This is a genomic window from Bradyrhizobium sp. Gha (assembly GCF_900113735.1).
Lineage (GTDB): Bacteria > Pseudomonadota > Alphaproteobacteria > Rhizobiales > Xanthobacteraceae > Bradyrhizobium.
In genome coordinates this window covers 1-21,281 of record NZ_FOQM01000068.1, presented here as the reverse complement: position 1 = coordinate 21,281, position 21,281 = coordinate 1, and the positions used below count along the sequence as shown (strand labels likewise).

Here is a 21,281-nt window from a genome sequence, read left to right as displayed (position 1 = left end):
CCGGCCTGATCCATCACTCCGATCGCGGCACCCAATATGCTTCAACCGAATATCGCCAAGCGCTGCAAGCCGCCGGCTTCCTGCCTTCGATGAGCCGCAGAGCCGACTGCTACGACAATGCCCCTATGGAAAGCTTCTTCCACACGCTCAAGTCCGAACTGGTCCATCACCGCCAATATGCTACCCGCAATGAAGCAGAGCGCGACATCTTCACCTACATCGAGGGCTTCTACAATCATCACCGCAGACACTCGGCCATCGGCTATATCAGCCCGGTCGAGATGGAGCTAAAATCGGCTTGAACCCTGTCCACTTTTTCGGGGGAAGATCACCCGAGCACCGCCTGCCTAATAGCATGCGGCCATCGCGCCGAGCTTCGGATAGAGCTTGTCGATCACCGCGATCTCGCTTCGCATCTGGTCGGTGATCCAGTCGCGGATCTCGGCGGCGATCGGGCGCATCGGGCGGTTGCGCGGTGGCAGGAATTCGCAGACGCGGCGGGTGGTGGTGAGCCGGTCGGAGGCCGGCACCAGCGCGCCGGTGAGCAGCCAGTGCGAGGCGACCGTGAGCCAGCCGAGCGCGATGCCCTGGCCGAGCAGCGCGGCTTGCACCACGACGGCATAGTCGGTGAAGCTCAGCGCCTTGGCCGCGCCGCGGCGGCCGGTGAGCAGCGACGCATAATCCGCGGCCCAGTCACCAGGCGTCTCGGCGAGGCGAATGATCGTGTTGCCCTCCGCAGGGTCGGTCTCGCCGAGATATCCAGGGCTGCACATCGGCAGCATCACTTCCTTCATCACCAGCGTGCCGCCGGACGACGGCTCGTCGCGATCGCGAAAGCGCATGCCGAGATCGACATTCTCGACCGCGCCGCGCAACGCGCCGGAGATGAGCTGGAAGCGTAGGTCGACCTGCGGAAATTGCTTCTGGAGCTTGTCGATGCGCGGCATCAGCCAATGCGTGGTGAAGGCTGAGGAGACGGACAGCGTCACCGTCTCGGTGCCCTTGCGGCGCCGCTCGATCTCGATGAGGCCGGTTTCGATGCTGCGAAAGCCTTCGAGCACGCGGCGATGCAAGAACTCGCCTTCCTCGGTGAGCACCGCGCGGCCCGCTTTGCGGTCGAACAGGCGTACGCCGAGATGGTCTTCGAGTTGTCCGAGCATGCGGCTCACCGCAGGCTGCGTGACATTCAATTCGGCGGCCGCAGCCGTGAAGCTGCCATTGCGCGCCGCTGCGTCGAAGACGAACAGGGCATTGCTGGAGGGCAGCCTACGGCGAAGCTCTGGCATGACGTCATGTTATGATGTTCGTGAGAATTTGGCAATTGCCGGATTTTGCCAACTCTGGTGTCATTGACCTGACAGCCTAACGGCAGGCTTTGCGAGCGAATGTTTGGTGCAGCGCACGCCGCGCCTGCGAATGCTGCAAAGCCCTGTCTATAATGCAAGCTTATGGCGCGCAGCGAGGCACGCCATTGCCAGGGATGGACGAGGTCGATCGTTGGACAAACGAGCGGAAAGCGTCGAGGTCAGATCCGCGAGCAAGGCGTACGGCCCCGTTCGCGCCCTCGATGACGTGTCCCTCAACGTCGGCGCCGGCGAATTCGTCTCGCTGCTCGGCCCCTCCGGCTCCGGCAAGACCACGCTGCTCGGCATTCTGGGCGGCTTCATCCTGCCGACATCAGGCACCATCCTGTTCGGTGGCAGCGACGTCACCTACATGCCGCCGCACAAGCGCGACATCGGCGTCGTCTTCCAGAACTATGCGCTGTTTCCGCATATGAGCGTGGGCGAGAACGTCGCCTTTCCCTTGCGCGCGCGCCGCCTGCCGAAGGCGATCTGGCCGGACAAGGTGCGTGCGGCGCTGTCAATGGTGGGGCTTGCCGGTTACGAGGAGCGCGGCATCGCGCAGCTCTCCGGCGGCCAGCGTCAGCGCGTGGCGCTCGCGCGCGCCATGATCTTCGAGCCACAGCTGATCCTGATGGACGAGCCGCTCTCCGCGCTGGACAAGCAACTCCGCGAATCCATGCAGATCGAGCTGCGCGCGCTGCACAGGCGCATCGGGGCGACCATCATCTATGTCACCCATGACCAGCGCGAGGCCCTAACTATGAGTGATCGCGTCGCCGTCATGAAGGACGGCCGCCTGATCCAGATCGACGCGCCTGCGCGCCTGCACGACCATCCCGCCGATTCCTTCGTGGCAAGCTTCATCGGTGAGGCGACGATGCTGCCGGTCCGCCGCGTCGATAGCTCGAGCGTCGCGCTCGGAAACGCCCTGCTGCGCAGTGCTCGCGCCATTCCCGACGGCGACGCGCTGATGCTCGCCGTGCACAGCGAGAAGCTACTCATCGACGACGGCGCTCAGGATGCCGCCTGCAATCGGCTGACCGGCACGGTCACCGACATCGTCTATCAGGGCGAGAGCCTGCGCATCTTCCTCGCGCTTGCCGACGGCATCGCGCTCAGCCTGCGCCAGCCGAGCTACCATCAGGCCTACAGCCGCATTCCGCCGCTCGGCGGCAGCCTCACCGTCACCCTTCATCCGGAGGACACCATCGTGGTGCCCCGGGTGGACTGAACCCAAGCCCCTTCCAGCCTGAGAGAAAAACCACATGTCGACCCAAGCCGCGTTCAGCAATTTCAAGGTTCTCACCTTCGACGTCGTCGGCACCTTGATCGATTTCGAGACCGGCGTGCTCGAAGCCGTGCGCAAGATCGGTGGCAAGAAGGCGGCCGAGTTCACCGACGAGCAGATCTTCGAACCCTACAAGCGCGGCCGCGACAAGCATTACGAGCGCTCGAGCGAGGTGATGTTCCACGTCTATCGTCATCTCGCGACCGAGCTCGGACTTCCGGCTGATGATGCGTCCTGCGACGTCTTCCAGCTCTCGGTGCTGCGCTGGGGGCCATTCGCAGATTCGGTCGAGGCGCTCAAGCGCCTGCGCACGAAATTCCGGCTGGTGGCGATGACAAACGCCGATCGCGTCGCGCTCTCGTGCTACGCGCATGCGCTCGGCAATCCCTTCGACGATACCGTCTGTGCAGACGACACCGGAGTCGCCAAACCCAATCCGGAGTTCTTTGCCTACAACAAAGGCCGCCAGTCCGCGTTCGGCTACAAGCAGTCCGACATCTTGCACGTCGCCCAGAGCCAATACCACGACATCGGCATCGCGCGAAAACTCGGCTACAAGGTGTGCTGGATCGAACGTCGCCAGGGCGTCGCCGGCTTCGGCGGCACGCCGGCCGTCGAAACATTGACAAAACCGGACTTCCACTTCCCGACGCTGAAAGCGCTGGCCGACGCCGCCATTGGCCCCGCAAAAGGATGAGCGGCATGACACGGGATTGGCGCGCGCTGCCATCGGCCAACTCGCTGTGGGAAGCCACGGCGGAGCCGGCGCGCGACTTTCCCGTGCTGTCGGGGGAGCAACAGGCGGATGTGGTGATCATCGGTGCGGGCTATACCGGCCTCTCCGCTGCCCACCACATCACCAAGAGCGGTCTCGCGCCCATCGTGCTCGAAGCCAATCGTCCCGGCTGGGGCGCCAGTGGGCGCAACGGCGGTGTGATCACCGCAAAATTCCGCCTGTCGTTCCGCGAGATCGACGCCGTGCACGGCCGCGCCATGGCCAAGCGCATGTACGAGATCGCACATGAGTCGACCGACATGGTCGAGGAGCTGGTTTCGGAATTCGGCATCACCAGCGCGAACCTGACGCGCACCGGCCAGGTCAAGGCCGCCCATAACGAAACGACGCTGAAGGCTGCGATCGACGAAGCCAACTGGATGACGCGCGAGATGGGATCTGCCGAGGTCCGCATCCTCGATAAGCGTGGCGTGCGCGACGAGACAGGCTCCGACAGCTTTGTCGGCGGCGTGCTCAATCCCGGTTCGGGCGGTATCCATCCGCTGAACTATCTGCGCGGACTCGCCGACGGCGTCGCACGTCGCGGCGTTCCGATCTTCCAGGAATCGCCGGTGACCAAGCTCCGGCGGGACAAGGACGGCATCGTCGCCGAGACGCCGCAAGGGGCGGTACGCGCCAGGCAGGCGATCATCGCCACCAACAGCTATTCCGATCTGACCGGCGCGACCGCGCAGATGCAGCGCACGCTGATTCCGTTCCGCAGCGCTCTCATTGCGACCGAAAAGCTACCGCGCAATCTCGCCGGCAAGCTGATGCCGACGGGGCGGACCTACACCGAGACTAAGCGTATGATGCGCTGGTTCCGCATGGTCGATAACAGGGTCGTTTTCGGCGGCCGCGGCGCCTTCGGCAAGCAGGACTCGCAATCAGCCTTCGACGCGCTACGCAGGGCGATGGTCGGCATTTTCCCGGAACTTGCCGACGTCACGCTTGCGTACAAATGGTCGGGCCTCGTTGCCATGACGCTGGACTCGGTGCCGCACATCGGTCGGCTCGACGACCGCACGCTGGTCTCGATGGGCTACAACGGCGCCGGAGTTGCGATGTCGAGCCTGATGGGCCGGTATCTCGCCGCATACGTCCGCGGCGAGAGCCCCGACCTCGGACTGCTCGACGTCAGCCGCATGAAGGCCATTCCGTTCTATCCGCTGCGCGAGCCCGCCGTGCGCATGGTCGCAGGCTGGTATCAATTTCTCGACGCGATCGGTCGGTGAGATCATCTGGAGGAGGCGAGCATGATGACGAAGCAGAATTTGGGACTGGCTGTTGTGCTGCTAGGGGCCATGGGATTGACCAATACGGCTGATGCCGCCGAGCAGATCACCTTCGTCTCGCAGGGCGGCGCCTATCAGCAGGCGCAGACGGTGGCGATCCTCGATCCCTCCGCCAAGAAGCTCGGCATCACCATCAACCAGGACTCCATTCCTGACGCCTGGCCCGCGATCAAGACGCAGGTCGGCAGCGGCAAGCCGATCTGGGATGTCGTCGACACTCCGACCGGCAACTGCCTGCGCGGCGGCGAGCAGGGGCTGATCGAGAAGCTCGACTTCTCCAAGATTCCGAATGGCGCGGCGATGCCGGAGGCCTATCGTAGTCCCTATTCGGTGTCCTACGAGTTCTATTCCAGTGTGCTGGCCTACAGCCAGAAAACCTTCCCGAAGGATGCGCCGAACAGCTGGGCCGATTTCTGGGACGTCAAGAAATTCCCCGGCCGCCGCGCGCTGCGCAACCACCCGTTCGCCACGCTCGAGGCAGCGCTGATGGCCGACGGCGTCGCGCCCGACAAGCTCTATCCGCTCGATGTCGATCGCGCGTTCAAGAAGCTGGAAGAGATCAAGCCGAACATTACGGTCTGGTGGACCTCAGGCGCGCAGTCCGCGCAGCTGCTCAACGACGGCGAGGTCGACATGGAAATGGCCTGGAACGGCCGCGTCAGCGCCGTCGCCAAGGAAGGCGCAAAGGTCGCTTTCACCTACAACCAAGGCATCTTGCAGAGCACATCCCTCTGCATCCTGAAGGGTGCCCCGAATCTCGATACGGCGGTGAAGTTCCTCAATGAGGCCGTCGATCCAGTGCATCAGGCCAATCTTCCGCTGCAGATCGACTACGGTCCGGGCAACCCCAAGGCGTTCGAGACCAATGTGATCAAGCCTGAGCGCGCCGCGCAATTGCCGAGCGAGCCGGCCAATGCGGCCAAGCAGGCCCTGATGTCCTACGCCTGGTGGTCCTCGCCCGCAGGCGAAGCCGCCGAGAAACGCTGGGCGTCGTTCATGCAGAAGTGAGCGAGGCCACGTTGACGATGTCAGTGCCAGATTCATCACGAGAGCATCAGCGCCGCGAGCACGGCCTGATGCTGGCGCTGGTGTCGCCAGCACTGCTGGTGATCCTGGCTTTGATCGTGCTGCCGGTCGGCTGGCTGGCTTGGCAGTCGATCTACCATGACGGCTTTACGCTGGAGAATTATCGCCGCGTCTTCACCGAGGACATCTACTGGCGGAGCTTTGCGCTGACCTTCGAGATCAGCCTCGCAGTGACCGTGATCGCGCTGCTGCTCGGCTATCCCGTCGCCTACCTCGCCAATTCGGTGCCGAAGGGCTGGAGCATCCTGATCCTGTCGCTGGTTGTCCTGCCATTCTGGACGTCAGTGCTGGTGCGCGCCTATGCCTGGCTGGCGCTGCTCCAGCGCACCGGGGTGATCAATCAATTCCTGCGTTATCTCGATGTGATCTCCGAGCCGCTGGGACTGGTCCACAACACCTTCGGTACGGTGGTCGCGACCGTGCACATCCTGCTGCCGTTCATGGTGCTGCCGCTCTACGCCACCATGCAGAAGATCCCCGGCGATCTCATGCAGGCCGGCACCAGCCTTGGGGCAAGCCCGTCGCTGACCTTCTTCCGCGTCTTCCTGCCGCTGTCGCTGCCGGGTGTGCTGGCCGGCTGCACCATGGTGTTCGTGCTCTGTCTGGGCTTCTACATCACGCCCGAGCTGCTTGGCGGCGGCCGTACCGTGATGGTGTCGATGCTGGTGAGCCGCAATGTCGAGCTCTATAACCAGTTCGGCGCGGCGAGCGCGGTCGCGGTGGTGCTGCTCCTCAGCGTGCTCGCGATCTTCTTCGTCGTCAGTCGCTTCATCTCGCTCGATCGCGTGTTGGGGCAGAAATGACGCGTCTGTCGCCCGCACGCATCGCCCTTTATGTGACCAGCGCGCTGGTGCTGGTCTATCTGATCCTGCCTGTGCTGATCATCGCGCCGATCTCGTTCTCCAGCGCGCGCTTCCTGACCTTCCCGCCGCCGTCGTTCTCGCTGCGCTGGTATCAACAATATCTGGCCAATCCCGCCTGGATGCAGGCGACGAAGGTGACGTTGACGGTCGCTTTCCTCACCGTTCTGATCGCAACGCCATGCGGCGTCGCCGCCGCCTATGCCATCAGCCAGTCGAAGCTGCGCATCATGCGGGTCATCCATATGGCGTTGCTGCTGCCGCTCGTGGTGCCCATCATCATTACCGCGGTCGGCATCTTCTTCGTCTATGCCAAGGTCGGCCTGGTGGCGACCCTGCCGGGCTTGGTTCTGGCGAATGTGATGCTGGGATTGCCTTACGTCGTCATCTCGGTGCTGGCGGGCTTGCAGAGCTTCGACCCGGCGCAGGAGATGGTGGCGCGTAGCCTCGGCATGAACCGGCTGCGCAGCTTCTTTGCGGTGACGCTACCGCAGATCAAGTCGAGCGTGATGGCTGGCGGCATCTTCGCCTTCATCTCCGCAATGGACGAGACCATCGTCGCGCTGTTTATTTCCGGCGGCCAGTATCAGCCGCTGACCAAGCGCATGTTCACCGCGCTCCGCGACGAGATCGACCCTACCATTGCCGCGATCTCGACGCTGATGACCGCTGCGTCCTTCATGCTGGTGCTGCTGGCGAGCGCGCGACAGAAGAAAAGTGGGTGAGGGGCTTGATGTCGACGGGGCCTGGTGCGCAATTGCGCATGGGGGCGGCGACCCGCGCGGGCCTGCCGGCCTCCTTCGTGGCCGCGATGATCTACGGACAGGCTCTCAACGCCGCTCTGTTCCGAGCGCCGCGATCCGTCATGCCACTTCATCCCTCGCACGATCCGCACGCCTTCGGTTCTCCGGCGCCAGTGGTGGCGCGGGTCTGACCGGCGCGTTCTCGCGGGCTGCGGAGGGCTCGCCCGAGCTGGGCTTGACCGCAGCCGGGCCAGCGTCGCGATAGGCGACGATCCAGATCAGAAAGCCCAGCAGCGCGAGCCCGGCGCCGACGGGGCCGGTGGAGGTCCAGCCCAGCCCCTGGCGAATGGCGAGGCCGCCGAGGAAAGGACCGAGCGCATTGGCGGTGTTGAATGCCGAATGGTTGAGCGCTGCCGCGAGCGCCTGTGCGTCTCCCGCGACGTCCATCAGGCGCGTTTGCAGGATGGCACCGAGTGCGACACTGGCGCCGATCGCGAAAATGTCCATCGCAAGCAGCCAGGGATTGCCGGCGACGAGCGGAAACACCAGCAGCGCCACGGCCGCAAACAGCAGGATGCCTCCTGCCGTCGGCATCAGCGCGCGATCGGCGAAGCGCGGCACGAACAGATTGCCGAGCGTGGCGCCGACGCCGAAGATCGCGAGGAAGAACGGGATGATCTCGGTGCTGACCTTGGTGACCTCGATCAACGTGGTCGCCAGATAGGTGTAGACGGCGAACATGCCGCCGAAGCCGATGGCGCTGATCGCGAGCGTGATCCAGACGCGGCGGCTTTTGAGCGCGCCGAGCTCGCGCAGTGGATCGGACCGGCCGGCCTGGTCGCGCGGCGCAAACAGCGCGCACAGGAGCATCGTGAGCAAGGCCAGTCCCGACACGAGGCCAAAACTGGCCCGCCAGCCGACCATCTGGCCGATCAGATTGGCGATGGGCACCCCGATGATGGTGGCGACGGTCAGGCCCAGCATCACCTGGCCGACCGCCTGCGAGCGGCGATGTTGCGGAACGAGCGAGGCCGCGACCAGTGCAGCGACACCGAAATAGGCGCCGTGTGGCAGGCCTGACAGGAAACGGGCCGCGATCATCGCGCCAAAGCCCGGCGCCAGCGCGGTGAGGGCGTTGCCGAGCGCGAAAATGGCCATCAGCGCCAGCAGCTGCGTGCGTCGTGCGAACCGTGCGCCGATCACGGCAATCAGCGGCGCGCCCAGCACCACGCCGAGCGCGTAGGCGCTGATCGCGTGTCCGGCCGTCGGCTCGTCGATGTGAAGGTCGGCCGCGAAGAACGGCAGCAGGCTCATCGATGCGAATTCGGTGGTTCCGATCGCAAAGCCGCCCATCGCGAGCGAGAACAGGACGATGGCGAAATGAGGGGGCGCGGCAGCCGATTTCGCTGTCGTGCTTATCGGGTGCGTGCTTCTTATTGCCTGCGTGCTCGGCGAGGTCGCGTGAGGCGAGGGCGTCATGTGTCCTGCATGGTGACGGCAACGGGAACCAGCCCAGCGAACGTCGCCACCCCTGCAGTCTTTGTCTCACCTACTTAAACGCGTATGGAATAGCGTCAACACCGGAAGCGCCACGACGGGCCGATGCATATCAGCGTCCCGGTTTGCTGGGGGCATCCGCGTCGATATGTCCGGTGACAGCGTCTCACAAACGCCTTCAGCCGGTCGCTGCGCGGCTGGCCGCGTCCGAGACATACATGATCGATCAGAACTGCACTTCGCTCGGGATGTCCTCGGCGCTGAGGCCGACGGTTTCATAGGCCTTCAGCAGCCATTCGCGGGTCTGGCCGAGCGAACGGTTGTAGTCGGCCCAGGCGCTGAGGAAATCCTTGTAGCGGCGATCGGCTTCGGCACGGATGCCGAGGTTGGTCGGCAGCGTCAGCAGCGGCCGCGGGATCGCGAGATCGCCAAGCGTCGGATTCTTCTTCAGCGTGAAGACCGACAGCACCGCCAGCGAGACGTTGCAGTCGGCGCGCCCGGTCGACACCGCGAGGATCGCCTCGTCGCGCGTCTTGAAGCCGAGGATGGTTGCCTTCGGGCAGTAGTGGCGCGCGATGGTCTCATGGGTCGAGCCGATGTCGACGGCGATCTTGACCTCGGGCTTGTTGAGCTCGGCCCAGGTCTGCGGCTTGGCAAAGCCCTTCTTGGTGATGACGGTGAAGGAGTGCACCAGGATCGGCCTCGAGAAGTCGATCACCAGTGCGCGCTCCGGCGTCGGGTTCACGGCAAAGGCGAGATCGATCTTGTCGGCCTGAAGATCCAGGATCTGGTTGCCCCAGGTCGATTCCAGCGTCTCGACCTTGGCCCCTAACTTGCCGGCGATGTCGTTCGCCATGTCGATACACGCGCCTGACCATTGATTGGTTGCGAGGTCCTTGTGAAAATAGGGATCCTGGCCGGCGATCACAGCGATCCGCAGCACACCACTCTTCTTGATCCGATCGAGCGTTGAAGCCGGCGCGGTGTCGGCTTTCGCCGAGACGGTCGCGGCCATTGCGGCGCCTGCCAGCGCCACGGTGGTGAGTGCGTCCCTGCGGTTCATGGTCAGTGCTCCCTGGGAATGATCAACAGCTCCGGCTCTTTTTGTATTCAGGGTATCATGGAATATGGTATTCCAGTCTTGCCGGGGGTCTATGCGATGAGGCAGGTTAGAGCCTAGTCCTCTGGCAAAGCGAGAGAAATTTGCGTGGTTCCCGGCCGTACCCAGCAGTCCGGTTTGCGATCCGGAACGAGGGAGAAAGTCTTTGCGCGCTGTTTCGTGTCGATGCCAACGAAACGCGGACCGCGGTCACCGAGAAGCGACTGAGCGCGGCGAAACTGCCCGTTGGCATCAACCGCAGAACCACGTCGTCTCGCTGCATCTATTGCTCAACGACGAAGCCAGGGGGGTGCTATCGCGCGAGCGTATCGCGCAGATGCGCAAGGGCAGCATCCTGATCAACACGGCGCGCGGGCGCTGTCGTCGACGAAGACGCGATGCAGGATGCGCTCCGCTCTAGCCATATCGCGCGCATGCCGACCTCGACGTCTTCACCGTCGAGAAAGCTGCCCGCAGGCCACGCCCTGACAAAGCTGCGGAAACGTGACGCTGTCGGCGCACTCGGCGTTTCGTGCGTCCGAGGCCAGCGACAATCTCATCGGCGCGGCGCTCGATCACTGCCGCCGCATCATCGCGATCGACAAGCAAAGCACACACCCATGTCTGACATCACCCGCATCGACCAGAACGCGATTTCGACGCGATGAACGCGGTGTACGATGCCCCGGTCGTTCCGGGCAGCGCACCAACGCGTGCTTGCGGCAAGGTCGAGCTCGCCGATCCGGCCTACCGCATCGAGGTGATCGCGATTGCGGCGCGCCGCTGACATGCGCGCCGATGCCCTCTGCACTGTTTGCATCGGCCTTGCACCTGGTGTCCGCCTGTCCTACGCCACTTAGGAATAAACACGCATTCGCCAAAGCCTGCAGGGAGCTGTCATGACCATCAGAAACACCCGCACCGGGGGCCAGATCCTGATCGACCAGCTGGTCGCGCAGGGCGTCGACCGTGTCACCTGCGTGCCGGGCGAGAGCTACCTGGCGGCGCTCGATGCGCTGCATGACAGCCCGATCGACGTCGTGATCTGCCGCGCCGAAGGCGGCGCGGCGATGATGGCCGAGGCCTATGGCAAGCTCACCGGCCGTCCCGGAATCTGCTTCGTCACCCGCGGTCCCGGCGCCACCAACGCCAGCCATGGCGTCCATATCGCGATGCAGGATTCGACGCCGATGATCCTGTTCGTCGGCCAGGTCGATACCGGCATGCGCGAGCGCGAGGCGTTCCAGGAGCTCGACTACAAGGCAGTGTTCGGCTCCATGGCGAAATGGGCGGTCGAGATCGATCGTCCCGACCGCATTCCCGAGCTCGTCGCGCGCGCCTTCCGCGTCGCGATGCAGGGCCGCCCCGGCCCCGTCGTGATCGCGCTGCCCGAGAACATGCTGACCGAGACCGCCGCTGTCGCCGATGCCATGCGCATCGAGCCGGCGGTGAGCTGGCCGGCGCCCTCAGATCTCGAGCAAGTGGGTGCAATGCTGGCGAGCGCCAAGGCGCCGCTGGTCATCCTCGGCGGATCGCGCTGGACCGATGAGGCGACCAAGAGCATCGCGCGCTTTGCCGAGCGCTTCGACCTGCCGGTCGCGACCTCGTTCCGCCGGGCCTCGCTGATCGATGCCGACCACTCGCATTATGCCGGCGACCTCGGCATCGGACCGAGCCCGAGCCTCAAGGCGCGCGTCGACAATGCCGATGTCATTCTTCTCATCGGCGGCCGCATGTCGGAGATGCCGTCGTCGTCTTACACGCTGCTCGACATTCCCTCGCCGAAGCAGAAGCTGATCCATGTGCACCCCGGTTCGGAAGAGCTCGGCCGCATCTATCAGCCTGATCTCGCGATCCAGGCGACGCCGGCCGCATTCGCCGCCGCCGTCGAGACGCTGAAGCCTTCAGGCGCGATTGCCTGGAAGGGCGAAGCCGCCAAGGCGCATGCCGACTACCTCGCCTGGACCGACAAGGCGCGCGAGCTGCCGGGCACGTTCCAGTATGGCCGGGTCATGACCTGGCTGCGCGATCGGCTGCCGAAGGACGCGATCGTCTGCAACGGCGCCGGCAATTATGCCGGCTGGATCCATCGCCATCACCGCTTCCACAGCTTTGCGTCTCAGCTCGCGCCGACCTCGGGGTCGATGGGCTATGGCGTGCCGGCGGGGGTGCTCGCCAAGCGGCAGTACCCGGATCGTGTCGTCGTCGCCTTCGCCGGTGACGGCTGCTTCCTGATGAACGGCCAGGAATTCGCGACCGCCGTGCAATATGACGCGCCGCTCGTCGTGGTCGTCGTCGATAACTCGCAATATGGCACTATCCGCATGCATCAGGAGCGCGACTATCCCGGCCGCGTCGTCGGCACCCAGCTCAAGAACCCTGATTTTGCGATGTATGCGAAGGCGTTCGGCGGCCATGGTGAGCGCGTCGAGCGCACCGAGGAGTTCGCGCCGGCGTTCGAGCGCGCGCTCGCCTCGGGCAAACCGTCGATCCTCCACTGCATCATCGATCCCCGCGCGATTTCCGTCGGCAAGGACTTTACGCCCGCGGTGAAGGCCTAGGCGATGTCGGAGGGCCGTCACATCGCCATCATCGGAGCCGGCGCGATCGGCGTGATCAGCGCCATCGAGGCACTGCGCGAGGGACATCGCGTCACGCTGATCGATGCCGGCGCGCCCGGTGGCGAACAGGCGGCGAGCTACGGCAATGCCGGCTGGCTCTCCTCGCATTCGGTGATCCCGCCGGCCGAGCCGGGCACCTGGAAGAAGGTGCCTGGCTATCTCATGGATCCGCTCGGGCCGCTCGCGATCCGCTGGTCGTATCTGCCGAAGGCGCTGCCCTGGCTGCTCAAGTATCTCCTTTCGGGCTGGACCGAGGCGCGCGTCGAGAAGACCGCGTTTGCGCTGCGCGATCTCCTGAAGGACGCGCCGCTGTTGCACCGGAAGCTCGCGGAAGAGGCAGGGGTTCCCGAATTGATCGAGCGCAACGGCGTGATGCACGTCTTCCCGTCGCGCGGCAATTTCGACGACGATCTCGGCTGGCGGCTGCGCAAGAAGGTCGGCGTCGAATGGCTGGAGCTCAATGCCGACGAGATGCGTCAGCGCGAGCCCGATCTGCATCCGCGCTACACTTTCGGCGTGGTGGTCGAAGAAGCCGGCCGCTGCCGCGATCCCGGCGCCTACGTTGCGGCGCTTGCGCAGCATGCGCTGGCGAGCGGTGCCAAGCTCGTGCATGCGAAAGCCACGGGCCTCAAGCTGTCGGGCAACAAGCTCGTCGCTGTCTTTACCGAAACCGGTGAGATTGCTTGCGATGCCGCGGTGGTCGCGGCCGGCGCGCGTTCAAAAAAACTCACCGCATCGGTCGGCGATCCGCTGCCGCTCGAAACCGAGCGCGGCTATCACGTCATGATCGAGAATCCGGAAAGCGGACCACGCAGCTCGATCATGGCGTCCGACGCCAAGATGGTGGTGAACTGGACCAACAAGGGCCTGCGAGCCGCCGGCACGGTCGAGATCGCGGGCCTGGAGGCCGCGCCGAACTGGAAGCGCGCCGAGATCCTGCGCAACCACCTTCTCAGCATGTTTCCGAAGCTGCCGAGGGACATTCCGGCGTCGCGTATCAAGACCTGGTTCGGGCATCGCCCCAGCATGCCCGATGGTATTCCCTGCATCGGCTATTCGCGCGCCTCGCGCGATATCGTCTATGCCTTCGGCCACGGTCATATTGGGCTGGTCAGCTCGGCGCGTACCGGCCGTCTCGTCGCGCAGCTCCTGAGCGGCAAGCAGCCGGAAATTCCGCTCGCACCGTTCTCGCCCAATCGCTTCCTCTGAGGTCGCATCATGACTCACGCAGCCGGCTCATCCTCGCGCATCGCCCGCGGCGGCAAGGCCATCTACGGCGCGCCGCTGGGCATCCTGATGCTGGAAGCGCGCTTCCCCCGCATCCCCGGCGACATGGGCAACGGCACGACCTGGCCGTTTCCCGTGCTCTATCGCGTGGTGGGCGGCGCTTCGCCGGAGAGAGTGGTGCTGAGGGGCGCGGCAGGGCTGCTGCCCGACTTCATCGATGCTGCCAAGGATCTGGTGCGGCTCGGGGCCGAAGCGATCACCACCAATTGCGGCTTCCTCTCGCTGTTCCAGAAGGAGATCGCGTCGGCTGTCGGCGTTCCCGTGGCGACCTCGTCGCTGATGCAGGTGCCGTGGGTGCAGGCGACCTTGCCGCCGGGCAAGCGCGTCGGCCTCGTCACGGTGTCGGGCTCGACCCTGACGCCGGCCCATCTCGAAGGCGCAGGGGTGCCGCTCGATACGCCTGTGGTCGGCACCGAGCACGGCAAGGAATTTTTCCGGGTCCTGATCAAGGCCGAGAAGGACGACATGGATGTGGTCCAGGCCGAGCGTGATGTCGTCGAGGCGGGAAAGCAGCTGGTTGCGAAGAATCCGGATGTGGGCGCCATCGTGCTCGAATGCACCAACATGCCGCCTTATGCGGCCGCGTTGCAGGCCGAGGTCGGGTTGCCGGTCTACGACATCTATTCCATGATCACCTGGTTTCATGCGGGCCTGCGCCCGCGCGCCTTCAGCTGATTCTGGCTGTCACCCTTCACACCGCCATTTTCGTTTGCATTGCAATCATTCCCGCAGCCCCAGTATATTGGGCTGAGTTCGAGCATGAATGCTGCAGATGATGAGTAACTTGGAACTGGCTTCCGATAGTATCGTCGATCGCGTCTATGAACAACTCAAGGCGATGGCCGTGAGCTACGAGTTCAAGCCGGGCGAACGGCTCAATGAGGGTGAGCTGGCCAAGCGGCTTGGCGTCAGCCGCACGCCGTTGCGCGAAGCCCTCAACCGTCTCAACACCGAAGGTTTCCTGCGCTTCACGCCAGGCAAGGGTTTCTTCTGCCGCGAGCTCGACGCGCACGAGATCTTCGATCTCTACGAGCTGCGCAAATCGATCGAGGTCGCCTCGGTGCGCCTTGCCATCAAGCGCGCCAGGGACGAGGATATCGACTCGCTCCTGAAATTCCTGGAAGCCACCGGCCCCGATCCCGGGCGGCGTTCTTCGGTTGAGCTCGTCGAACTGGACGAGACGTTTCACGAGCGGCTGATGGCCATGTCGAACAATGCCGAGATGCTGCGCGTCTTGCGCAACGTCAATGCCCGCATTCGCTTCGTGCGCTGGATCGACATGGACAGCATCAACCGCTCCAACACCCAGGCCGAGCACCGCGCCGTCCTCGAAGGCCTGAAGGCGCGGAACGAAGAGACCTGCGTATCCGTGCTGGAAAAGCATATCGATCGCCGCCTCGATCGCATCACGTCGGCGATCAAGGAAGGCTACGCGCAGATCTACATGCCGGCCGCGGTGAGGTCGGCGGCGAACTGAGGAGGACTCCTCCTTCTCCCTTGTGGGAGAAGGTGGCGCGAAGCGCCGGATGAGGGGTATCTCTCGGCGCGCATAACTGCGCGCGAGCGTGCGGAGACAGACCCCTCACCCAAGCGAGTTCGTATCTGCTTGCGGCGATGCCCTCTCCCACAAGGGGAGAGGGCGCAGTCATGCGGATCGTGCTTTGCAGGGAAAACATCGGCTATACAATCCCTCGATACCTGATCGTCCCAGACAGTCAGAGCTTTCGTTCGCAAACATCGCTAGCATCTCTGAAATTCACGGAGACGTCAGGTGCATAGTCCCAATCCCGAAACCGACTGGCCATCCGAGCTCTATCGTGTCCTGAAGGCGGCCGGCGTCAAGCAGATGTCCTACGTGCCGGATGCCGGCCACAGCCAGCTGATCCGCATGTTCTCCGCCGACGCTGACGTCACCACCAATGTGCTGACGACCGAAGAGGAAGGCATTGCGATCGCCGCGGGCGCCTGGCTTGGCGGTCAGCGCAGCGTGCTGCTGATGCAGTCGAGCGGGGTCGGCAATTGCATCAACATGCTGTCACTGTCTGCGATCGGCCGCTTTCCGCTCTTGATGCTGGTGACGATGCGCGGCGAATGGGCCGAGTTCAATCCGTGGCAGGTGCCGATGAGCCGGGCGACGCAGCCCTCGCTGGAGGCGATCGGCCTGAAGGTGATGCGCGCCGAGACGGCAGGGGATTTGGTCGAGACAGTCGAATCCGCGGCGGCGCTCGCCTACGAATCCGACCAGCAGATCGCGGTTCTGATCGGGCAACGCCTGATCGGCAAGAAGAAGTGGTGATACCGATGTGCATTCCCTCCGAACTCGATCGTCGTGCCGCCGTTGCGGCCCTTCTCAGGAATCGCAAGGACACGTTGGTTGTCGCTGGCCTCGGCTCGCCGACCTACGATCTGCACGCGACCGGCGACCGCGACGACAATTTCTATCTCTGGGGCGCCATGGGCGGCGCCGCGCTGATCGGCCTTGGTCTCGCCCAGGCGCAACCTTCCAGGCGCGTCCTCGCGTTGACCGGCGACGGTGAGCAGTTGATGGGCCTCGGCGGCATTGCCACCATCGGCGTCGCCCGTCCCAGCAATCTCGTCATCGTCGTGATCGACAACCAGCATTTCGGCGAGACCGGAATGCAGGCGAGCCACACCGGGCGTGGTGTCGATCTCACGGCGATCGCAACCGCTTGCGGCTTTGTCGCAACCGCGACCGTTCGGACGTTGGAGGAGGTGCAAGGCCTCGCCGCTGATATCGCCGAACCGGCCGACGGGCCGCGGCTTTTTGTCATCAAGGTCAGGGCCGAAAATCCACCGCGCTCGTTGCCGTCCCGCGATGCCGTCTTTATCAAGAACCGGTTCCGTGCTCATCTCGGATTTGCGGCGGCCTAGCGCTCGGTCCTTGTCCGGCGTAGGCCTGCCCAAGCAGCTGTTCTGGAGAAGGGGCGGGAGATCGCCCACACTCGCTGTCGTCGCCCGGCTTGACCGGGCGATCCAGTACGCCGAGACGGCAGTGATTGAGCCGATGGGCCGCGGAGTACTGGATGCCCCGCTTTCGCGGAGCATGACACCTGTTGTGAGGTGGGCAGCTTGCCCCTCACTCCGCCGCGATCGCCATCCCGTAGCCGAGCCGCTTCGAGATGCCGCCGGCGCAATCGCGCAAGGCATGCGCGATCGGACTATCCCAGCGCGCATCGAACGTGCCTTCCGGCCCCATCGCGGTGATGACAAGCGCGACATGGCCGGAATGATCGAATACCGGGGCGGAGAACGCATTGACACCGGGCAGGGGATCGCCGAGGGCGCGGGCGAGACCGTGCTTGCGGACCTCGGTGAGCATCTCGGCGACCTTGGCGCCTTTCACGGCGCGCTTCGGATTGTAGCCGACGCCGTGGCGATCGAGGCCGCTTTCGAGCGCGGCATTGATCGTCTTCTCCGGCAGGAAGGCCGCGAAGGCGCGGCCCGTGGCGGTCTCCAGCAGCGCCATCACCGAGCCGGCGCGCATCACGACGTGCATGGGCTGGCCGGGCTCTTCCAGCTGCACCACGGTCGGGCCGTACGTGCCCCACACCGCGAGCGAGACGGCGTGACCGATCTGGCTCGCGAGCGCGGCAATCTTCGGCTGCGCGATGCGGACGCCGGAGAGGCGGCGCAGGCTGATCAGGCCGAGCTCCAGTGCCAGCGCGCCGATCTCGTAGCGGCCGGTGGTTTCGTCCTGTTCAATCAGACCGATGCGCGAGAAGCTGGCGAGATAAGGATGCGCCTTGGCGGGCGCCATGCCGGCCTCGCGCGCGAGATCGCGCAGCATCATCGGCTCGCCGCTCCTGGCGAGCGCACGGAGCAATTCTCCGCCGACCTCGATCGACTGGATGCCGCGGCTTTCTCTCTTCATGCGCCTCCGATGCGCTTCGCTTAGGCCGCGTCGCGCTTGGTGGCGCTGTCGGCGAGATGACGGCCGGCAATGTAGCCGAAGGTCAGCGCTGGCCCAAGCGTGATTCCGGCGCCGGGATAATTGCCGCCCATGATGCTCGCCATGTCGTTGCCGGCCGCGTAGAGCCCGGGAATCACCCGGCCCTCGGAATCCAACGCGCGGGCGTTCTCGTCGGTGACGATGCCGGCATAGGTGCCGAGGTCGCCGACCACCATCTTGATGGCGTAGAACGGCCCGTTCTCGATGGGTGCGATGCAAGGATTTGGACCATGCATGGCATCGCCCTGATAGCGGTTGTAGGCTTTTGATCCCTTGCCGAAGGCGGCGTCGTGACCCAGCGGCGCAGTTGCGTTGAATTGCTTGATCGTCTCGGTGAACGCCTCGGCATCGATGCCGGCTTTCGCCGCCAGCGCCTCCAGCGTCTCGCCGCGCATGAGATAGCCGGTCGCGAGATGATGACCGAGCGGCATCGGGAACGGCGGCACGCAGCCGAGTCCGTATTTGCGCAGCGTTGGGTGATCGCAGACGAGATAGGCGGCGATCTCCTCGCCGGGCTTTGCCGCCTTGATCATGGCCTGGACGAAGTCGTGATAGGAATTGCCTTCATTGGCAAAACGCTTGCCGTCGCGCATGACCGCGATCACGCCGGGCTTGGCGCGATCGATGAAATGCGGCATCACGCCCTTCGAGCCGTCCTTGCGCGTCGTCAGCGACACCGGCACCCAGGCCGCCGCGTTCGGCAGCCGATCCTCGACGTGTCCGCCGGCGCTTTCGGCGAGGCGCAGACCGTCGCCGGTGTTGCCGGTCGGGCCGGGCGAAAAATGCTCATGGCCAGTCGGTGCGTGCGGAAACAGCTTTTTGCGGCGCTCGACATCGTGCGGAAAGCCGCCGCAGGCGAGCACGACGCCCCGCCGCGCGCGGACGCGGACGTCGTGCCCTTCGCGCGAGACGATCGCGCCGATGACCGCGCCGTTCTCGACGATCAGCTCACGCACCGGCGATGACAGCCACATCGGAATCTGCAGATCCTGCGCGGATTTGGCGAGACGCCCCGCGAGCGCATTGCCGTTGGTCAAGGTCATGCCGCGGCCGTAGCGCAGCACGTCCATCAGATGCCGCGACAGGCGCTTGGCGACGTAGACCGCCGAGCTCAGCGACTTCGTTACGCGCATGAAGTGGATGATCTCCTTGCCGCTTCCGAGCATCATGCCGAACACGGTGAGCTCCGGCAGCGGCATGCCCAGCGTCTTGATCTGATCGCCGAGTTCGCGGCCGTCGAACGGCCGCGTCACCATCGAGCGGCCGCCTTGCGCGCCGCCTGGCGCCTCGGCGTGATAGTCCGGGAACACCAGCGGCATGTCGAAACGCAGCGCGGTCTTGGTGGTGAAGAAATCGACAGCCTCGGGGCCCGCGCTCAAGAACGCATCGACCCGCGCGGCGTCAAAATTGTTGCCGGCTTCATGCCGCAGATAGGTGCGTGCCTGCTCCGGCGTCTCCGCGATGCCGTAGGCCTTCGCGAGCGATGTGCCGGGGATCCACAACCAGCCGCCGGAGCGCGCCGTGGTGCCGCCGAAGCGCGGCTCCTTCTCGACGATCAGCACCTCAAGGCCGCGATATCGAGCGGTGATCGCGGCCGACATGCCGGAGCAGCCCGATCCGGCCACGAGCACATCGCACTCGTAAGTCTCAATTGCGTTGCGCGCGTTGCCGGTCATGCCTCACCTCACTTCTTCAGCAGCGGACATTTGGATTCGGAGGCCGGGCGGAAGGCATCCTCGCCCTTCACCGTCTTGATGATGTCGAGATAATCCCAGGGTTCCTTCGACTGCTCGGGTGACTTCACCTTGGCCAGATACATGTCGCGGATGACGCGGCCGTCCTCGCGCAACTTGCCGCCGTGGACGAAGGTGTCCTCGATCGGCAGCTCGCGCATCTTGGCCATCACCTTGGCCGGATCGTCGGTGCCGGCGGCCTTGATGGCTTTGAGATAGTGCAGCACCGAGCCGTAGACGCCGGTGTGGATCATGGTCGGCATCACATTGGTGCGGGCAAAGAATTTTTTCGACCAGGCGCGGGTGGCCTCGTCCATGTTCCAATACGACGCCGTCGTCATGTAGGTGCCCTGCGCGGCCTTGAGACCGACCGCGTGCACGTCGGTGTCGAACATCAGGAGACCGACGAGCTTCTGGCCGCCCTGGACCAGGCCGAACTCGCCGGATTGCTTGATGGCGTTGTCGGTGTCCTGGCCGGCATTGGCGAACGCGACGACATCAGCCTTTGAGCTCTGCGCCTGCAGCGCGAACGAAGAGAAGTCAGCCGTGTTGGTCGGATGCTTGACGCCGCCGAGAACCTTGCCGCCCATCTCGTTGATGAAGCGCGTGGCGTCCTTCTCGAGTTGCTGGCCGAAGGCGTAGTCCGCGGTGATGAAGTACCAGGATTTGCCGCCTTCCCTAATCACGGCGGAGGCTGTGACCTTGGACAGCGCGTAGGTGTCGTAGGTGAAGTGCACGGTGTTCGGGCTGCACAGGTCGTCGGTGAGCGAGCTCGCGCCGGGGCCTGAGAGCAGGGCGATCTTGTTGCGCTCGCGCACCATGTTGTGCACGGCGATCGCGATGCCGGAATTGGGGATGTCGGCGACGGCGTCGACCTTGCCGTTGTCGAACCAGCCGCGCACGATATTGACGCCGACGTCCCTCTTCATCTGGTGGTCGGCGCTGATGATCTCGATCGGCTTGCCGAGCACGGTCGGGCCGAATTCCTCGACCGCCATCTTGGCCGCCTCGACCGATCCCGGCCCCGAGTTGTCACGGCCCCAGCTCGACAAGTCCGTCAGCACGCCGATCCGCACCACGTCGTCGGAGACTTGCGCGCTCGCGAGTGTGGTCATGGCAGCCGAAATCATGGCGGCGAGCGCGGTGCCGGCCAAAAGTCCTCTCATGTCATTCCCTCTCTTTTATGGGCCGCGTGGCGCGGCGGGTTTCTACCGGTTATTAGATATTAGCAAATATATTTGTCAATGGCGAATAAGCCCTCTGCGATAGGGTCCCGTCGGCTCGCCGCGCGGGCATCGCGGAGACAGGCGCGCAACTGCTTCAGCACCGTCATTGCGAGGAGCCCTTGCGACGAAGATTCCATGGGGAGTGGATAGCGACCTGGTCTGAGGCCAGACTGAGGTTGCTAACACACCAACCTGGAGACGACGATGTTGCTCGATCATCCTTCCGCCGGACTGGCCGCTATCCGCACACAGTTTGGCGCAATTTTTGTGTCATTGGAACTGAGCCGTTCGACATGGCTGGTTACATCGCTGTCGCCGGGCAAGGGCGAGAAGATGTCGAGACACAGCGTGAAAGCCGGCGACATTGCGGACCTTTTGAAGCTGTTGGCAGAGCTGAAGCGCAAGGCACAGGCGCGAACGGGCGAGAGTTATGCGATCATCACCATCCAGGAGGC

At 64.4% G+C, this 21,281-nt stretch carries 20 protein-coding genes and 2 pseudogenes; 16 read left to right on the top strand and 6 right to left on the bottom strand.

Annotation, left to right across the window (positions count from 1 at the left end; all coding sequences use genetic code 11):
• The coding region (locus BM222_RS38825; RefSeq protein WP_143106035.1) for an IS3 family transposase at positions 1-302 on the top strand (302 nt) is incomplete at its 5' end.
• A 45-nt stretch (positions 303-347) separates the two neighbouring features.
• On the opposite strand, the gene BM222_RS38820 is transcribed toward BM222_RS38825, so the two are convergent.
• The gene (locus BM222_RS38820; RefSeq protein WP_092239879.1) at positions 348-1,286 is read right to left on the bottom strand and encodes a LysR family transcriptional regulator; all 939 of its coding nucleotides are present in this window, start codon (positions 1,284-1,286) and stop codon (positions 348-350) included.
• 211 nt (positions 1,287-1,497) lie between these two features.
• Here BM222_RS38820 and BM222_RS38815 point away from each other — a divergent pair, with 211 nt between their 5' ends.
• The 6 genes from BM222_RS38815 (at position 1,498) to BM222_RS38790 (ending at position 7,375) form a co-directional block, all read left to right on the top strand.
• Complete coding sequence (locus tag BM222_RS38815) at positions 1,498-2,577, top strand: ABC transporter ATP-binding protein (protein ID WP_092239878.1); 1,080 nt, start codon at positions 1,498-1,500, stop codon at positions 2,575-2,577.
• A gap of 34 nt (positions 2,578-2,611) precedes the next feature.
• The gene (locus BM222_RS38810; protein ID WP_092239877.1) at positions 2,612-3,331 is read left to right on the top strand and encodes an HAD family hydrolase; all 720 of its coding nucleotides are present in this window, start codon (positions 2,612-2,614) and stop codon (positions 3,329-3,331) included.
• A gap of 5 nt (positions 3,332-3,336) precedes the next feature.
• Positions 3,337-4,644, top strand: a complete 1,308-nt coding sequence (locus tag BM222_RS38805) for an NAD(P)/FAD-dependent oxidoreductase (protein ID WP_092239880.1) — start codon at positions 3,337-3,339, stop codon at positions 4,642-4,644.
• A gap of 21 nt (positions 4,645-4,665) precedes the next feature.
• Entirely contained in the window at positions 4,666-5,712 is a 1,047-nt protein-coding gene (locus BM222_RS38800; protein WP_092239876.1) for an ABC transporter substrate-binding protein, read from the top strand.
• Positions 5,713-5,780: 68 nt separating this feature from the next.
• Positions 5,781-6,593 carry an ABC transporter permease gene (locus tag BM222_RS38795; protein WP_177243739.1) on the top strand — a complete coding sequence of 271 codons (813 nt, stop codon included), beginning with the start codon at positions 5,781-5,783 and terminating at the stop codon, positions 6,591-6,593.
• Entirely contained in the window at positions 6,590-7,375 is a 786-nt protein-coding gene (locus BM222_RS38790) for an ABC transporter permease (protein ID WP_092239874.1), read from the top strand. The genes BM222_RS38795 and BM222_RS38790 overlap by 4 nt, the downstream gene beginning before the upstream one ends.
• A gap of 138 nt (positions 7,376-7,513) precedes the next feature.
• Here the strand turns inward: BM222_RS38790 and BM222_RS38785 are convergent, their stop codons facing one another.
• The gene (locus BM222_RS38785) at positions 7,514-8,872 is read right to left on the bottom strand and encodes an MFS transporter (RefSeq protein ID WP_244547430.1); all 1,359 of its coding nucleotides are present in this window, start codon (positions 8,870-8,872) and stop codon (positions 7,514-7,516) included.
• Between the two features lie 244 nt (positions 8,873-9,116).
• A complete protein-coding gene (locus BM222_RS38780; RefSeq protein ID WP_092239873.1) occupies positions 9,117-9,953 on the bottom strand; it encodes a transporter substrate-binding domain-containing protein in 837 nt (278 codons plus the stop codon).
• 295 nt (positions 9,954-10,248) lie between these two features.
• On the opposite strand from BM222_RS38780, the pseudogene BM222_RS38775 reads away from it, so the two are divergent.
• From BM222_RS38775 to BM222_RS38740, 8 genes and pseudogenes are all read left to right on the top strand, one after another.
• Positions 10,249-10,586, top strand: a pseudogene (locus BM222_RS38775) (NAD(P)-dependent oxidoreductase); the annotation flags it as partial.
• A gap of 67 nt (positions 10,587-10,653) precedes the next feature.
• Complete coding sequence (locus BM222_RS42960; protein WP_283810302.1) at positions 10,654-10,776, top strand: RidA family protein; 123 nt, start codon at positions 10,654-10,656, stop codon at positions 10,774-10,776.
• 112 nt (positions 10,777-10,888) lie between these two features.
• The gene (locus tag BM222_RS38765; RefSeq protein WP_092239872.1) at positions 10,889-12,550 is read left to right on the top strand and encodes a thiamine pyrophosphate-binding protein; all 1,662 of its coding nucleotides are present in this window, start codon (positions 10,889-10,891) and stop codon (positions 12,548-12,550) included.
• A gap of 3 nt (positions 12,551-12,553) precedes the next feature.
• A complete protein-coding gene (locus tag BM222_RS38760; protein WP_092239871.1) occupies positions 12,554-13,819 on the top strand; it encodes an NAD(P)/FAD-dependent oxidoreductase in 1,266 nt (421 codons plus the stop codon).
• A gap of 9 nt (positions 13,820-13,828) precedes the next feature.
• Positions 13,829-14,572 carry an aspartate/glutamate racemase family protein gene (locus BM222_RS38755; RefSeq protein WP_092239870.1) on the top strand — a complete coding sequence of 248 codons (744 nt, stop codon included), beginning with the start codon at positions 13,829-13,831 and terminating at the stop codon, positions 14,570-14,572.
• A 97-nt stretch (positions 14,573-14,669) separates the two neighbouring features.
• A complete protein-coding gene (locus BM222_RS38750) occupies positions 14,670-15,374 on the top strand; it encodes a GntR family transcriptional regulator (protein ID WP_244547429.1) in 705 nt (234 codons plus the stop codon).
• A gap of 294 nt (positions 15,375-15,668) precedes the next feature.
• Complete coding sequence (locus tag BM222_RS38745; protein WP_092239868.1) at positions 15,669-16,193, top strand: thiamine pyrophosphate-binding protein; 525 nt, start codon at positions 15,669-15,671, stop codon at positions 16,191-16,193.
• A gap of 5 nt (positions 16,194-16,198) precedes the next feature.
• Positions 16,199-16,789 carry a thiamine pyrophosphate-dependent enzyme gene (locus BM222_RS38740; RefSeq protein WP_143106200.1) on the top strand — a complete coding sequence of 197 codons (591 nt, stop codon included), beginning with the start codon at positions 16,199-16,201 and terminating at the stop codon, positions 16,787-16,789.
• 205 nt (positions 16,790-16,994) lie between these two features.
• Here the strand turns inward: BM222_RS38740 and BM222_RS38735 are convergent, their stop codons facing one another.
• The 3 genes from BM222_RS38735 to BM222_RS38725 are packed head-to-tail and all read right to left on the bottom strand — an operon-like array spanning position 16,995 to position 20,766.
• Complete coding sequence (locus tag BM222_RS38735) at positions 16,995-17,789, bottom strand: IclR family transcriptional regulator (protein ID WP_092239867.1); 795 nt, start codon at positions 17,787-17,789, stop codon at positions 16,995-16,997.
• A gap of 20 nt (positions 17,790-17,809) precedes the next feature.
• Positions 17,810-19,543 (bottom strand): FAD-dependent oxidoreductase, encoded by a 1,734-nt coding sequence (locus BM222_RS38730; protein WP_092239866.1) that lies wholly within the window; start codon positions 19,541-19,543, stop codon positions 17,810-17,812.
• 8 nt (positions 19,544-19,551) lie between these two features.
• Positions 19,552-20,766, bottom strand: coding sequence for an ABC transporter substrate-binding protein (locus BM222_RS38725; RefSeq protein WP_092239865.1), 1,215 nt, complete (start codon positions 20,764-20,766; stop codon positions 19,552-19,554).
• A 264-nt stretch (positions 20,767-21,030) separates the two neighbouring features.
• On the opposite strand from BM222_RS38725, the pseudogene BM222_RS38720 reads away from it, so the two are divergent.
• Positions 21,031-21,281, top strand: a pseudogene (locus tag BM222_RS38720) (IS110 family transposase); the annotation flags it as partial.